The following is a 15,003-nucleotide window of genomic DNA, read 5'->3' on the forward strand; positions in this document are numbered from 1 at the left end:
CGCTCCGCCCACCTTACGTGTCGGTCAGCGGCCGTAGGGCGAGGAGCAGAAGAGCTACGGGGCAGAAGTACTCGCCATCGGTTGGCGCTGCCTTCCCCCCCGCTGAGCTGCGCTCACGTATCTGCCCTCCGAAATCTCGATGGCCTGCCCGAGGGAGGCAAGCGTCTCAAGCAACTCGGCCACCTTGTCGACGCGAGCCCTCAGGAAGGTCTTCGCAAGCCGCTCCGCCGTTATGGGACCGGATTGGGCCGTGAGCGCGACGCGGACCGCCTGAGCCTGAGCCGCTAGTGCTTTCGGCCACGGGGTGCGGGCCGCGACCGTCTTCGCAGTGGAGACCGTCTCTTCCTCTTCCGTTAGGGGGAGCGGCGATTGAGTACCCGCGTCCCCTGCGGGCTTCTGGAAATCGGGCCGGAGCCATCGGACTTCATCCCGGTTTTCTTCGGAGACACGAACGGCGTTAAGTGCGACTACCCGTTCAAGAATCTGCTGCTCGCCGAGCGATGTCGGCCAGTCGTAGGCCTCAAAAACGGCCCGGTCGAGCTCGTCGTGCAAGTCCTTCAGGAGGGAAACTAGGCCCTTGTCGTGCGTGCCTTTCTCGTCCGTGCTCAGTGCCTCTCCGGCTCGCAGCTTTGCAAACACGTTGTAGGCATCCGTGAGCGTGAGACTCGCGTGCATCGCCTGCTGCCGCTTGCGGTGAGCGTCGAGCCGTTCGGCCACGTTACGAATCTTCGCCTTCTGCTCGTCCGAGCAGACAGGGAACGGAAATCGTGAGAAGCAGGGCCCGTTTTGGTACCGCGGGTCATTGCCGAACCCCATCCGACCACCAGCAGCCAGGGCCCACGTTACGTGAATCCGACTGGATAGAACACCCAACACGAAGGCATCCTCGTGAGCTATCGCGACGATGGAGCCGTCGGCCAGCGTGCCAGGGAGGGGAACAAAAACGAAGACGCGGTGTTTGGCAACCTCGGTCGTGGCGATGAAGCGAGTCAGCCCCTGACACGCGCGGCGGAGCTTCGGGGCGTTCTCTCCGAACAGCCACCAGTTCCGCTTCCGCGATTCGCGGCGGTTCTGGTCGCGAGCCGGCTTGACCCGGTCGTAGAGGAGTTGAAGAGCTTCCGGAAACTGTTCGCGGGCCTGCTCCTGGCTGAGGCCGAAGAAGTCGATGGCGTACACCTCCCGGGGTTGCTTGACGATGTGATTCCCGACGACGTAGCGGGGGAGGAACCGCGAGAGTTCAGCCCGACCGACCAGAAGTCCCTGCCGTTCGCTCGGCTGGACGAAGAACCCCCCGCCGTCGAGTTTGCGGTCGCCCACGAGCTTGCAGCCCTGGAGGCCCAGATTCTCGTTACTCCGCAACGGCTTTGCGGCGCGGACGTCCACCCCGACCGTCAGGTCCGAATTGATTCGCCCCTTGCAGTAGCCGAGGGTAACGGTGTCCGATTCGTTTTCGACCACGCCGAGAACCCCGGGCAGTGCCCCGCGCAAACCGACGGTCATTCCGATGCGGACGGCAGCGCCGTCGCTGGCGTCGGTCCACGGGTGGTCGGCGATGGCAAACGCAAGAGAGAAGTTCTCCTCGTCGGCAAGGTGGGTCTGCACGACCTGGCCGTTGAAGGTCTGGGTGATGCTGTTCGTGGTGATGAGCCCGAAGCGGCGGGCCTTACCCTCACGAACCAGCTTCGCCGCTTTGTGCCACCAGTACATCACGTAGTCGGCCGTTCTCGGCATGTCGGGGTATGCCTTCCAGAGCGCGTCGACGTAGCCGTCCCCGAGGGCGAGCCGAACGTCACGGACCCCGATGAACGGCGGATTTCCGATAACGAAGTCGGCCGCCGGCCAAACGGCCTCTTTCGGGTCCTCGTACCGAGAGCATGGCTCGCGCGCGGTGTCGTCCGGCACTTGCTCCCCGGTGACGGGGTGGGTCTTCATCGTCTTCCCGTCCCATCGAGTGACGGGGTTGCCGCTGTCGTCGCGCAGGACGTCCTTCCGCTCGAAGCTCAGGACCCCGTCGCGGCACTCGATGTTCCGGAATGCCTTGATGACCGGCTCGGCGGGTTGGGTATTACCGAACGTCCGGAAGTGCCATTGCAGGTATCCAATCCAGAGGACTAGTTCCGCGATAGCGGCCGCCCGGGGATTGACCTCGATTCCGAGCAACTGGTGCGGGTCGACGGTGAAGCCGACGGCCTCGAACGAGAGAACTCCGCCGAGGCTCGAAAGCATGTCCCGGGCTTCGCCCTCGATGCGTTTCAGGTGCTCAAGGGTCACGTACAGGAAGTTCCCGCTTCCGCATGCGGGGTCCAGAACGGTCACCTTCTGAAGGCGGTTAATGAATTCCTGGACCTCGCCCCGAGCGTCATCGAGTTTACCGGCCTTGGCGCGCGTGACGGCCGCCGCCTTCGCCGCCTCCCACTCCTCTCGCAGCGGCTCGACGATTGTCGGGATGACGAGGCGCTCGACGTATTCACGTGGCGTATAGTGCGCTCCCAGCTTGTGTCGCTCGCCCGGGTCAAGCGCTCGCTCAAGCAACGTGCCGAAGATGGCCGGCTCGACTTCGCGCCAATCCGAGCTTGCCGCGGTGATGAGCAGTTCGAGCTGTGCGTCGGTGAGGGGGAGCGCCTCGGCGTTGTGGAAGAGCTGGCCGTTGAACCGGAGGAGCTTTTTCTCCAGAATCGGCGAAAAGTCACCCCGGTCCATCGCCTCCCACAGCGAGCGGGTCATGGCCGGGAACGAGTCGACCTTTCCCCGCCGACTCTTCAGGAAGGTTTTGAAGCTCTCCTTCGGGAGCAAGCCCACATCTTCCGCGAACATCGTGAAGAGACATCGCATCAGGAAGCTGGCAACGAGCTCCGGCGGATGCTTGGAACGTTCGAGCGATTTTGCAAGCTCTGCGAGCTGGACCGCTACTTCTCGGGTTACTTTCGCGCTGTACCGGCTTGGGTCGAGTGACAGCGGGTCGGTCCAAAGCTTCTTGAGCCTCTCCTTGATTTCGGACTTGGTCAGGTTACGGAGCGGAATCCGGTGGGAACGCGAGTCCGGGAACGCCACGTAAGTCTTGCCCGTGCGGGCGAAGTCTGCGTAGAGCTCAATGCTGTGTCCGACGTCGACGACGACAAGAAAGGGAGGCCATCCGTCCGAGGCCGGGAGCGCCTTGGCGTACAACTCTGCCTGCCCCTTGGCTGCGAGCATGGCATCATCCCAGCCGTGCGTTCCCCGCACGGCAGTTCCCTTCCGCCCCTTTTTTGGGGGGCTGGTGGCGTCAGCCTTCGCTGCCTCGGCCTTGTCACTTCCCTGTTTCGCTTCGAGAACGAAGCAGTCTCGCTTGTACAGGTCGATGAACTTTGTGGTCGTGTTGCCCAGCCCGTCGTCGAAGAGAACGGGATGCTCGAACACGTAACTGTTCTGGGTACTGTCCGCTTGGGCAGGTTCGGGGCGGGTTACTTCGAGGAGGTCGCACAACTCGCTCAAGAACAGGGCGTAGTTCGCTCGCTCGGCCGCACCCGATTTCTCCCACCGGGAGATGAACGAATCGGCTGTGAGCGTTTGGGCGGCCATCGCGTCACTCGACGGGTTGCTTGCACAGTCGTGCGATTCGGTCATCCTGAATCTACCGCCCTCAGTCCGGCAGGGCGTTCCTTGGTCAGATGGTAATCCGCTCGACCTCGCCGAGCGAGAGCATATCGTCTGGGCGGCTGAAGTGCTTGACTGTCCCCCTAGCCCTCATCAGGGCCGGGCCACCATTCGGGCACCGTCACCCGTAGGCCGTCTGAGCCGGCACGGGCGACGTGCACCCGAACGGCCCATGTATCGTTACCCCACCACGGGAATCCCGCGAAAAGCCACACCTCGCCGGGGGTGTACCCGCTGAGCGTCCTGAGCACGTACTCGAAGCGAGCTCGGACGCTCTCGGCATTCCCCCGCTCGCTATCCAGAAAGCAGCCGTAAACGACGACTTTCACCGGGGCCTGGACATCAAGGAGTTTCAGGAAGTCATCGAGTACCATTCGGAAGGTGGTCTCGGGGCTGTTGTACTTCCCCCATTCTGATTCGGCGGCGAGAGCGATGCCGTAGGGTTTTGGTACCGCCAGCGGCTCGAAATCGAGTCGTTCGATGGCTGGTTCCCAGCTCCGCATCGTGAAATCGAGAAGCCGTTCCGCGAGACCCCCGGCTTCTTCATTCGGCTCCTTGTGGTGGGGTACGAGTGAGCCAGAGGGGAGGCCGAACATCTCCTCGAAGAACGGACGGCAGTCCCCGAGCCCTGCGAAGACGGCTGGGGTCATTCGCTTGACGTAGTGGAATAGCGGCGTGTAGCCGGAGTCGCTGGGGGGGCCATCGAACGCCCACAGCGGCCGAAGCCGCTGTTCAAGGCAGCCCCACACGTGCCGCTCAACCTCGGCGACTCGTTCCGCCACCACGGCGAGAAAGGGCGGACGGGTCGGCACGGCGGCACCCGCGAGCTGGGCCAGATGGAAATCTTCTCGACCTCATTGAGCGAGAGCTTATCGTCTCGACGGTCGTAAGTCCATGTAGTGCGGGCCGACTCGAGGTTCGCGAGCTGCTGGGCCTTCTACTGCGTCCCGCCGTTCTGGATGTGGTTCGCGATGCCGGTCGCCCGTAAGGTGTGGCATCCGACATCGGCAGAGCGCTCTACCGGCTCGCGCCCTGGCCGTCACCGGGCTCCCCGCCCAAATTTTGTCGGGGATTTCGGTTGCCCGCCGTCATCCCACCGGAGCAGCCCTCCAGCGGAGGGCTTCGAGACGACCCAGCAGGAACTCCTGGCCGAACTACGGCCACTCCCTGCTGGGCTGTTGGAAGTCGTCCGTGTCGGCCCCGCCGTGAACAAGGTCCAGAACGACTCCCCTGCGTGCATAGCCCCTGCCGCGTGACCCCCATGCCAGACGACCCGCCACGCCTCCTCGGCACCTACTCTACCCCGGCCTTCAAGTACGGCGACGCCGTCATGTGCGAGGTACGAGGGGAAGTGCTCATCACGGGCCTCACGTGCGCCCGCATCCCCTGGCCGGTGGGGAAGCGGCCGGCGAGCCAGGGGCGGGCGCTGGTGGTGTACGCCGGGCTGGCCGCGGCCGTCCGGCGGGAGTCGTCCGCGGCCGTCTGTTTCTACTGGGGCGTCACCGCTCAGACGGTGTCGAAGTGGCGGAAGGCGCTCGGCGTCGGCCAGATGACCCAGGGCACCGCCCTGCTGAAGTCCGAGGCGCTGCGCGAGTCGGAGGCGATGGCGGCCGCGCGGGAGCGGGGGTGGGCGAAGGCCCGTGACCCCGAGCGGGTCCGCAAGATTCGGGAGGCGAAGCTCGGGAAGCCGCGTCCTGACCACGTCATCGACGCGATGCGGCAGGCGCGACTCGGCGCAACGGCGTCGGACGAGACGCGGCGGAAGCTGTCGGAGGCCAAGAAGGGGAAGCCGCGGGCGCCACGCAAGGAGTGGGCCGAGTGGGAGCTCGCGCTGCTGGGTGAACTGCCAGACGCCGAGGTGGCGAAACGGACGGGTAGGAGCTACGCCTCGGTGGCGTCAATGCGGCGGAAGGTGGGAAGGGAGCCGTCGGACCGTTGACAGGGGCCCCAGGCCCACAACCGGATGCAGCCGACATACACCAGACAGAGGACGGGCGTGTCGGACGACGAGTGGCGCACCTGTGAGGACCCGGCGGCGCTGATTGCCGCCCTCCCAGCCGACACGCCCGAGCGGCCCCTCCGCTTGTTCGCTGCGGCCTGCTGCCGCCGCGTCTGGGGCCTGATGCCCGAGGACGACTGCCGCCGGGCCGTGGAGGCCGTCGAGTGCGCCGCCGAGGACCCCGCCGCCGCACCGGAGGCGGACGCGGCGCTGGAGGCCCTCCAGGCCGGCTACCACCGGGTCCAGGGTGCGGAACCCGGGCCGCGGGGGGCGTACCTCGCGGCGACGGTGGCGTGGTTCCACGACCCGGTCGAGGCGGCGCAGCTGACGGCCCGGTCGGCGGCGATTGCTGCGGCGGGGGACACCGACGGGCCGCGGTGGGAGAAGGAGCGGCGGGCGCAAGCCGAGCTCCTGCGGCGCCTCGTCGAGCGGCCGGCATGACCGTGGTAGACGATGCCGACTTCAACATCCTCTGGAACGCCGCCGGGTCGCTGGCCGCGGTCGTCGCGGCCGTGTCGGAGGGGTCGCCGCGGCCGGTTCCTCGGTGGGCGGTGCTCGCTCTGGCGACTGCTCTTCGGCAGGCCGGCGTCTCGCTGCGCGAGCACGTCGATGAGCGCCCGCCTGCCTCCCTGCTCACCCAGGCCAAGGCCCTCGGGACCACGAGCCTGACCGGCGGAAACCTCAACTACTTCGACCTCCTGCGACGTAGCGCACGGCCGACTGCGCCTTTAGAGAAGCCCACCCTCGCACTGATTTCGCCGATGGGCAGTCCCTGCTCACGGAGTTCGAGAATCTGAGACAGTACCGATGTGGCTGAAGCGTATGGCAGTCTGTGAATGCCCTCGGCTGCGAGCACGCGGGCGACCTGCTTGCGGTTGAGGCCGGTCTGGTGGCCTATCTGGCGTGGCAGCAACCCCTGTTGGTGCAAGGCGATGACTCTCGCCCGCACTTCGGGGCAGATGTGCTTGTTGAGCTGGGGGACGACATGGACGGTGAAGGGGATGGGCAATGTGCAGACTGGTCCACGTCCTGGACCGCATCGACCTGCACGTCGAGGTGCCCGCGGTGCCGTTCGCGGAGCTGACGGCGAAGGCGGACGGCACGCCCAGCGCCGGGATGCGCGAGCAGGTGCTGGCGGCGCGCGACCGGCAGCGGGCGCGGTTCGGCGGCGACGGCTCGGCGGTGAACGGCCGCATGACGGGCCGGCTGATCCGCAAGCACTGCGCGCTGGACGCGGACGGCGAGGCGATGCTGAAGGCGGCGATGGACGACCTGGGGCTGTCGGCCCGCGCCCACGACCGCATCCTGCGGGTGGCGCGGACGGTCGCCGACCTGGCCGGCAGCGCCGCGGTGACGCCGGACCACCTGGCCGAGGCGATCGGCTACCGCACCCTCGACCGCAAGCTGTGGGCGGGGTGACGGCCGGGCCGCCGGGTCACGCCGGCTTCACCCCGCCGCCCTTGCGGCGGCCGGCGAGCTTCTCGGCGTGGTCCTGCTCGGCGTCCTCGATCGAGTGCGACACCGTCAGCTTCGTGTCCCGCTTGGCCAGCTCCACCAGCTTGCCGTAGTGCTCGTGCAGCACCCGCACCTCCTCCTCCGTCAGGTCCTCGACGTTGATGAGGCGGTTGCTCGCCCCCTTCACCGCGGCCACCAGCTCGTTCAGCTTCAGCTGGATGGCCTGGTTGTCCTTGTTCTGCCCGCGCTGGATCAGGAACACCATCAGGAACGTGACGATCGTGGTGCCGGTGTTGATGACCAGCTGCCAGGTGTCGGTGAAGCCGAACAGGGGGCCGGTGAGCCCCCACACCACGATGATGCCGACGGCCAGCGCGAAGGCGTAGGAACTCCCGGTCCACTTGGTGGCCCAGCCCGACATCCGCTCCAGCACGCCCGCCCGCTTGCCGCTCATCGCCCGCCCCCTGGTTCGCCCCTACACTTCCGATGCACCGGTGCCGACCAACGATTCGTGGGGGGTAGCCGATGGCCGCCGTCGCCCGCGCCGTCGCGTTCGCCGCGGTCGTCGGCGGGGTCGTGTTCGCCGCCGCGGGGCGGCTCGACCTGCCGTTCGTGTGGGGGCTCCTCGCCACCCTCGTCGGCTTCTACGTGATCCTGGTGTGGACCGCCGACCCCGGCCTGGTGCGCGAGCGGGTGGCCCCCGGCGGGCCGAACCGCGACCGCCTCACGCGGCCGCTGGCGGCGGTGTTCCTCGGCTCGCACTGGCTGCTGGCCGGCCTCGACGCCCGGCTCGGGTGGAGCCCCGTCCCGTGGGAACTGCGGGCCGCCGGGCTCGCGGGGTACGCGGCGGCCCTGTGCGTGAACCTGTGGGCGGTGCGCGTCAACCGGTTCTACTCGTCGGCGGTGCGGGTGCAGGCCGACCGCGGGCAGCAGGTCGCCGACGCCGGCCCGTACCGGGTGGTGCGCCACCCCGGGTACACGGCGACCATCCTCGCCGCGCTCGCCGGCGGGCTGGCGCTCGGGTCGTGGGTGGCGCTGCTACCGGCGCTGGGGTTCGTGGCGCTGTTCGTGCGGCGGGCGGTGCTCGAAGACCGGATGCTGGTCGCGGAGCTGCCGGGCTACGCCGACTACGCCCGCCGCGTCCGGCGGCGGCTGGTGCCGGGCGTGTTCTGACCTACGCCGCGCGCCGCTCGGCCGGCACCACGCTCAGCGCCGGCGCCTTCGGCTTCGGGTCGAGCTTGGCCCGCAGCCACTCCCGCGCCGGCACCTCCCAGTAGCGGTACACCCCCAGGCACAGGAAGTGGAGCACCACCACCATGCCGAGGTTGTTGTACGCCACCACGTGCAGCGCCTGGAGCGGCCCCTCGCCGAAGGTCCGCGGGTGGTACAGGCTCTGCGCCAGCGGGTGGAGCAGGTACAGGCAGTAGCTCATCTCGCCGAGCACGACCATCGGCCGGCACCCGAGCGCCCGCTGGGCCAGCGACGGCAGCGCCGCCAGCTGGTAGATGATGACGGCGCACAGCGGCGCGTACAGCACGTTCTGCGACGGGAAGAACAGCCACTTCGGGGTCGGGCCGGCGCCGAACTCCTGCGGCAGGAGCAGGCGGAAGTTCCCGCCGACGAGCGCCACGGCCGCGGCCGTCAGCAGCGCGGCCCCGGCCCACCACCGCGCCCCGGTCGCCGGCGGCCGGCCGGCGCGGAGGAGGAAGTATTGCCCGGCCAGGGCGCCGATGAGGAACTCGCCGAACCGCATGTACGGGCACAGGTACAGCTTCCACCACGCCCGGCTCATGTTGAAGTCGGCGTACCCGAACGCCTCGGGCGGGACGCGGCGGTAGACGAGGTACCCGGCGACGAGGTACGCCGCGTACACCGCCGCGACGCCGGCCAGCATCCGCCCCCGGCCGGTGACGAACTTCGCCAGGGGCAGCGCGAATAGCGGGAACACGAGGTAGAAGAACGCCTCCGTGCTGACGCTCCACGACACCCCGAGGTACCCCTGGCACACCGTCCGCGGGTTGCCGGTCGGGAAGACGGGGACGTGGACCCAGCTGTGCGTCAGCGTCCCCTGGTAGGCCAGGGTGGTGAGCGTGTCCGCCGGGAAGAGCAGCAGCTCGTTGAAGAACGTGCCGCAGAACGAGAAGCTGACGAGGAGGCAGACGATGTAGACCGGGTAGATGCGGGCGAACCGGGCGACGGCGTAGCCCCACAGCGTGCGGCCGAACCGCTCCCGGAACGGGGCCGAGTAGTTGTACGCCATCAGGAAGCCGCTGAGCGTGAAGAACAGCGGCATGCCGACGGCGGACAGGACGCTCAGCTGCGGCCCCCCCAGCGCGGCCGGCAGGTTGTGCCCCATGTGGGCCAACAGCACGGTCAGCGCCGCGACGTACCGGAGCCCGGTGAGCGCCTCCAGCCGCGGGCGGGACGACGGGACCATGCGACGCACCTCCGGTTACGCGGCGCGCCGCTCGGCCGGCACCACGGTCAGCGCCGGCGCCTTCGGCTTCGGGTCGAGCTTGGCCCGCAGCCACTCCCGCGCCGGCACCTCCCAGTAGCGGTACATGCCGAGGCACATCAGGTGGAGGCCCACCACCATCGCCAGGTTGTTGTAAAGCACCACGTACTTGTCGGTCATCGGCCCCTCGCCGGCGGCGCGCGGGTAGAACAGGCTCTGCCCGAGCGGGTGGAGCAGGTACAGGCAGTAGCTCATCTCGCCGAGCACCACCATCGGCCGGCACCCGAGCGCCCGCTGGGCCAGCGACGGCAGCGCCGCCAACTGGTAGATGATGACCGTACACAGGGGCGCGAACAGCACGCTGTACGCCATCAGCTCCAGCAGCCGCGGCCGCGTCGTCCACCCGAACTTGTCGGGCCGGTGGACGACGAAGTTCAGCACCAGCAGCAGCGCCGCCGCCCCGGCCAGCAGGCCGGCGCCGGCCCACCACCGCGAGCCGGTCGCCGGCCGCTCCCCGGCGCGGAGGAGGAAGTACTGCCCGGCGAGCGCGCCGATGAGGAACTCGCCGAACCGCATGTACGGGCTCAGGTACAGCTTCCACCACGCCCGGCTCATGTTGAAGTTGCCGGCGCCGAACGCCTCGGGCGCAACACGGCGGTACACGAGGTACACGGCGAGGAGGTAGACGGCGTAGACGACCGCGGTGCCGGCGAGCATCCGCCCGCGGCCGCTCACGAACTTCGCCAGCGGCAGCGCGAACAGCGGGAACACGAGGTAGAAGAACGCCTCCGTGCTGACGCTCCACGCGACGCCGAGGTAGCCCTGGCAGACGGTCCGCGGCTTGTGGTCGTCCTGGAACACCGGCACGTGGACCCAGCTGTGGGTGAGCGTCCCCTGGTAGGCCAGGGTCTTGAGCGTGTCCTCCCGGTGGTCCCGCAGGTCGTGGAAGAAGTTGCCCATGAACGAGAAGCTGAGGAGCAGGCAGGCGACGTACACCGGGTAGATGCGGGCGAACCGGGCGACGTAGTACGTCCAGAGCGTGCGGCCGAACTTCTGGCGGAACGGGAGCGAGTAGTTGTACGCCATCAGGAAGCCGCTGAGGCAGAAGAACAGCGGCATGCCGATGCTGGACAGCGCGCCGAGCCACGACTTCCCGAACCCGGCCGGGAGGTTGTGGCTCATGTGGGCCAGCAGCACGCACACGGCGGCGATGTACCGCAGGCCGGTGAGCGCTTCCAGCCGCGGCCGCGTCGTCGGGACCATGCACCACACCTCAAGGCGCCGGGGGCCGTGCTTATCGGCCGCCGCCGCCGCGCCGTCAACCCCACTCGGCCGGGGTTGACACGGCCGCGCCCGCGGGGGTAAACGGCGCCGTCCCCCCACCCCCCCGAGGACGCGGCGATGAGCTTCTGGACCGAGGTCAACGACGGCCGCGGGTACGCCCTGGACGCCCTCACCCCGGCCGAGCTGGCCGAGGTCCGCGGCGTCATCACCGACCAGTACCTCGGCCACATCCGCGGCGCCGCCCCGGAGCTGGCCGAGCAGGCCGCCGCCGTCGGCATCCAGAACTACCACACGCTGCCGATCCCGTTCGACCACGGCTCGTTCTGGGCGAAGGAGAAGCGCGTGCCGCCCGCCAGCGCCGTGCCGGTGTTCGAGCGGCTCGGCTTCTTCCGCCGCATCCGGGCCGTGCTGCCGTCCGCGGCCGTGTACGCCGACGACCTGATGTGGCGCGTCGTGCGGCCGAACGCGGCGTCGGACGTCGGGCCGGTTCACGCCGACAAGTGGTTCTGGGACGCCGGCAACGGCAGCATCGCCGCCGACCAGGAGCGGCTGAAGGTGTGGATCGCGGTGTTCACCGAGCCGGGCAAGAACGGGCTGACGGTGAAGGGCCACTCGCACACGTCGGACCGGTGGAAGCACCACTTCGAGTTCAAGCACGGGAAGATGAAGCCGGTGCTGGACGAGTCGCCGGAGGAGATCGGCATGGAGCTGCTGCCGCTGGCCCCCGGCGAGCTGGTGATGTTCCACGACGCGCTGCTGCACGGCGGGGCGCTGAACGTGGGGACGACGTGCCGGGTGAGCATCGAGGTGACGATCACGTACCGGGCCGACGAGGGCGCCCGGCGGCTGTCCGAGCTGCGCCGCGCCGCGGCGTGACGCGCAGCCCGCCCAGCTTTCCCCGTTGGGGTTGTCCCGCCCCGGCGGGGTGTGGTATCACCCCCCGGCCGCCGGTCCCCCGGCCGCACCTCTACCGGGTACGACATGCCGGCGCCGAAGCTGTCGGTCATCCTGCCGAACTACAACCACGCGGCCTACCTGCCGCGGTGCGTCGAGGCCATCCTCGGCCAGTCGTTCCGCGACCTGGAGCTCGTCGTGATCGACGACGCCTCCACCGACAACAGCCGCGACATCCTCGCCGACTACGCCCGCCGCGACCCCCGCGTCCGCTTCTACCAGAACCCCGAGAACCGCGGCGTCATCGCCACCCTCAACCGCGCGCTCGACCTGAGCCGCGCCGACTACGTGTTCGGCGCCGCGTCCGACGACTACGTGCTGCCGGGCTACTTCGAGAAGGCGATGGGCCTGTTCGCGGCGAAGCCCGACGCCGGCGTCGTCGTCGGCCTCGCCGAGTGCCTCGACGACGACGACCGCCTCCGCGTCATCTCCCCCGGCGTCTGGGCCGACGAGACGTGCGTCATGACGCCGCAGGAGGTCGCCCCGCGGATGACCGCGTGCGGCGTGCCCGGCCCGGTGGTGTGGCGCAAGGCCGCGTTCCTCGAGGCCGGCGGCTACCACGCCGACCTCCGCTGGCACGGCGACTGGTTCCCGCTGCAGGTCATCGCCTTCCGCTACGGCGTCGGGTTCATCCCCGAGCGCTGCTCGGTGGTCCGCGAGGTGCCCGAGTCGTACTCGCAGAACTCGAAGCGGAAGAAGACCCAGCGCGAGGTGCTGCACACGCTGCTGGCCCGCGTCGCGTCGGCCGAGTACCGCGACGTGCTGTGGGGCTTCACCGCCAGCGGCATCTTCCGCCAGTTCGGCCCCGAGCTGGTCCGCGCCGCGGCGACCTACCCGGACCTGCCCGACGAGCTGCTGCCGCCGCTCCGCGTGACGACGCTGGCGCACGCCTCCAACGTGCTGCGCGAGCCCGAGGCCGACGTGCGGGCCGGCCTCGCGGCGATGCTGGCGCGGTACGCCGGCGACGCCTTCCGCCACTACGACCAGCTCGGCGGCGTGAAGCGACACGACCCCGAGCCCGTGGTCCGCGCGGCCGCGGCCAAGGCGCGGGTGGCGATCCGCAAGGCGACGCCGGCGCTGCCGTTCTGGAAGTCGCGGGCGCGGCGGGCGGCGGCGAAGGTCATGCGCACCCTGGACCGCTTCTCGCGGCCGCTGCACCACGCCCGGCTGGAGCGGATCGAGCACCACCTGGCGGACCTGATCGACGTGCAGCGGCAACTGCTGGCGCAGAACGACCTGCTGCTACGGATGAAGGTGCGGGAGGAGAAGGCGGCCGCCGCGCGGCCGGCCGACCGCCCGCGGGCGGCGGCGTAGGCCCGGCGCTTCCGCCGGGGTTCCGGCACGCCGATAGACTCGCCGTCAGGTCTCGAAGACTCGACCCGATCTACGGAAACACTCGCTCACCCCGCCTGCCAGCAGTGGACCGCCGACACCGCCACCTGCCGCGGCCCCGGCGCCGTCGTGAACCGCAGCCGGCACCGGCCGCCCGTCCGCACCGCCGCCGCCGCGGGAATCCGCCACTGGGCGTAGTGGTAGTCGCCGCTCTTGCCGATCTCGCGGCCCGCCGCCCGCATCCCGTTTACCTCCAGCCGGGCCGCGTCGAACCCGGCCTGCGTCTCGACGTGGTGGAAGTAGAAGCGGCACAGGTGGTCCTTCGTCGGGTCGAGCGTCAGGTACACGCCCGCCTCGCCGTCCGGCCCCACCCACCGCCACGTCTGCGTGCGGCTCTGACACGCCACGCCCCAGCCCGTCCCCAGGAAGCGCTCGCGCCCGACCTCGATCTCCACCGTCGGCGTCGGCTGGCCGATGTCGCTCCGCGCGAACGCCGCGTCCAGCGCCGCCTCCGCGGCGCGCGGCTCGCCCGGCATCAACTTCTCGCACGTGGCCGCGCGTAGCGCCTCGTCGAACCCCCCGGAGCGGTCCGGCGGCGCGGCCGGCAGCCGCTCCTCGGGGATGCCGTACAGCAGGCACTCGAACCGCGTGTAGCTGTAGTGCCGCACGTAGAACCGGTAGTTCGGCAGCAGGTCCATCAGCAGCCGGGGCATGAGCCACATGTGGTCCGGCGAGTGGTAGATGCACACGGCGATCTGGGGGCGGAGCCGCGTCAGCGTGGCGCGCATCCCCGACAGGGCACGCAGGTCGGCGCCCTCGATGTCCATCTTCAGCAGGTCGAGCCGGTCCAGCTTCCACTCGCCGGCCAGGTCGTCGAGCCGCCGCAGCTGGGCCCGGTGGACCGGCGCGCCGGCGGGGAGCGTGTTGGTCCCGGTGTGCAGCATGCCGTACTCGTCGGCCTGGAAGGTCAGCTCGTCGGTCTGGTCCCACAACCCGCAGCCGACGTATTCGAGGCCGAGCCGCTTCACGAGCCGCCCGCACGGGCCGTCCTCGGCGGTCAGCGCCGGGAGCGGGTCGAGGAGGATGTGCCGGCCGACGCCGCGGGTGCCGGCCACCAGGTACGGCACGTCCCACCCGGTGGCGATGCCGGCGTTGACGATCACGTCGCCGGGCTTCAGGCTCGGCACCTCGACGTACTGCTGCTCGTGGAACACGCGGCCGAGGAAGTGCGTGAGCAGCTCCTCGGGCCGGCCGTACAGCACCGTCTGGTACGCCTCGCGGCTGGCGGGGTCGGCCAGCGCGGCGGTGACGTCGTGGACGGCGGCCGCGTTGTCGCGCACGAGCTGCTGGTACGGCAAGAAGTAGTGCTCGGGGTCCCACACGACGGCGTCGCCGTCGAACCGCCTGGCCGCGCCGAAGCGGAGCAGGTGCGGCCGCAGGAGGGCGATCTTCCGCGCCACGGGCACGGCCGGGTCCACCAGCTCGGCGACGTGGTCGGGGCAGGTGCGGGCGATTTCGAGGTAACCGACCTCGTCGTTGAACGGGTTCAGCAGCACCGTGATGCGGCCGGGCGGCACGCCGCGGGCGAGCAGGTCGGTGACGGCGTCGTACCAGTGGTCCGACGACACGACCAGGTCCGCGGCGGCGGGGACGGTCTGGAGCGGCGCGTCGGCCGGGACGGTGCCGTGGTAGGGGACGTCGGGGGCGAACGGGCGGATGAAGCCGAGCGACTCGGGGACGAAGCCGGCGTCCCGGACGAGGGCGAACGGCCGGCGCGGGAAGCGGCCGGGGGCGGTGACGAAGGTGACGCCGGAGAGGTCGGTTGGGGTCATGGGCGCGTCCGCAGTGCGTGGGCGCCCGGTATAGCCGAATCGGGTGCGAGCCGCCAGTC

13 protein-coding genes are annotated in these 15,003 nt (G+C 69.6%); 7 read left to right on the top strand and 6 right to left on the bottom strand.

What is annotated here, in order from left to right; translation table 11 throughout:
• Positions 1-54: 54 nt before the first annotated feature.
• Both ETAA1_RS01825 and ETAA1_RS01830 read right to left on the bottom strand, forming a co-directional pair.
• Positions 55-3,603 carry a class I SAM-dependent DNA methyltransferase gene (locus ETAA1_RS01825; protein WP_202920589.1) on the bottom strand — a complete coding sequence of 1,183 codons (3,549 nt, stop codon included), beginning with the start codon at positions 3,601-3,603 and terminating at the stop codon, positions 55-57.
• Positions 3,604-3,716: 113 nt separating this feature from the next.
• The gene (locus ETAA1_RS01830) at positions 3,717-4,445 is read right to left on the bottom strand and encodes a hypothetical protein (protein ID WP_145233798.1); all 729 of its coding nucleotides are present in this window, start codon (positions 4,443-4,445) and stop codon (positions 3,717-3,719) included.
• Between the two features lie 449 nt (positions 4,446-4,894).
• Between ETAA1_RS01830 and ETAA1_RS01840 the strand changes: the two genes are divergently transcribed.
• The 4 genes from ETAA1_RS01840 (at position 4,895) to ETAA1_RS01850 (ending at position 7,051) form a co-directional block, all read left to right on the top strand.
• Complete coding sequence (locus ETAA1_RS01840) at positions 4,895-5,572, top strand: hypothetical protein (RefSeq protein WP_145233800.1); 678 nt, start codon at positions 4,895-4,897, stop codon at positions 5,570-5,572.
• Between the two features lie 57 nt (positions 5,573-5,629).
• Complete coding sequence (locus tag ETAA1_RS31360; RefSeq protein WP_202920590.1) at positions 5,630-6,073, top strand: hypothetical protein; 444 nt, start codon at positions 5,630-5,632, stop codon at positions 6,071-6,073.
• Positions 6,070-6,429 carry a hypothetical protein gene (locus ETAA1_RS31365; protein WP_202920591.1) on the top strand — a complete coding sequence of 120 codons (360 nt, stop codon included), beginning with the start codon at positions 6,070-6,072 and terminating at the stop codon, positions 6,427-6,429. The genes ETAA1_RS31360 and ETAA1_RS31365 overlap by 4 nt, the downstream gene beginning before the upstream one ends.
• Before the next feature lie 211 nt (positions 6,430-6,640).
• Complete coding sequence (locus ETAA1_RS01850) at positions 6,641-7,051, top strand: magnesium chelatase subunit ChlI family protein (protein ID WP_145233804.1); 411 nt, start codon at positions 6,641-6,643, stop codon at positions 7,049-7,051.
• Positions 7,052-7,067: 16 nt separating this feature from the next.
• On the opposite strand, the gene ETAA1_RS01855 is transcribed toward ETAA1_RS01850, so the two are convergent.
• Complete coding sequence (locus tag ETAA1_RS01855; RefSeq protein ID WP_145233806.1) at positions 7,068-7,541, bottom strand: low affinity iron permease family protein; 474 nt, start codon at positions 7,539-7,541, stop codon at positions 7,068-7,070.
• 71 nt (positions 7,542-7,612) lie between these two features.
• Here ETAA1_RS01855 and ETAA1_RS01860 point away from each other — a divergent pair, with 71 nt between their 5' ends.
• Complete coding sequence (locus ETAA1_RS01860; protein WP_145233808.1) at positions 7,613-8,260, top strand: methyltransferase family protein; 648 nt, start codon at positions 7,613-7,615, stop codon at positions 8,258-8,260.
• A 1-nt stretch (position 8,261) separates the two neighbouring features.
• Here ETAA1_RS01860 and ETAA1_RS01865 read toward each other — a convergent pair whose 3' ends face one another.
• Both ETAA1_RS01865 and ETAA1_RS01870 read right to left on the bottom strand, forming a co-directional pair.
• A complete protein-coding gene (locus tag ETAA1_RS01865; RefSeq protein ID WP_145233810.1) occupies positions 8,262-9,524 on the bottom strand; it encodes an acyltransferase family protein in 1,263 nt (420 codons plus the stop codon).
• 15 nt (positions 9,525-9,539) lie between these two features.
• Positions 9,540-10,805 (bottom strand): acyltransferase family protein, encoded by a 1,266-nt coding sequence (locus tag ETAA1_RS01870; protein ID WP_145233812.1) that lies wholly within the window; start codon positions 10,803-10,805, stop codon positions 9,540-9,542.
• Positions 10,806-10,943: 138 nt separating this feature from the next.
• On the opposite strand from ETAA1_RS01870, the gene ETAA1_RS01875 reads away from it, so the two are divergent.
• Positions 10,944-11,702 carry a phytanoyl-CoA dioxygenase family protein gene (locus tag ETAA1_RS01875; RefSeq protein ID WP_145233814.1) on the top strand — a complete coding sequence of 253 codons (759 nt, stop codon included), beginning with the start codon at positions 10,944-10,946 and terminating at the stop codon, positions 11,700-11,702.
• Positions 11,703-11,807: 105 nt separating this feature from the next.
• Entirely contained in the window at positions 11,808-13,094 is a 1,287-nt protein-coding gene (locus ETAA1_RS01880; RefSeq protein WP_145233816.1) for a glycosyltransferase family 2 protein, read from the top strand.
• An 86-nt stretch (positions 13,095-13,180) separates the two neighbouring features.
• Here the strand turns inward: ETAA1_RS01880 and ETAA1_RS01885 are convergent, their stop codons facing one another.
• Complete coding sequence (locus tag ETAA1_RS01885; protein WP_145233818.1) at positions 13,181-14,944, bottom strand: FkbM family methyltransferase; 1,764 nt, start codon at positions 14,942-14,944, stop codon at positions 13,181-13,183.
• Positions 14,945-15,003 lie beyond the last annotated feature (59 nt).

It is taken from the genome of Urbifossiella limnaea, from assembly GCF_007747215.1.
Lineage (GTDB): Bacteria > Planctomycetota > Planctomycetia > Gemmatales > Gemmataceae > Urbifossiella > Urbifossiella limnaea.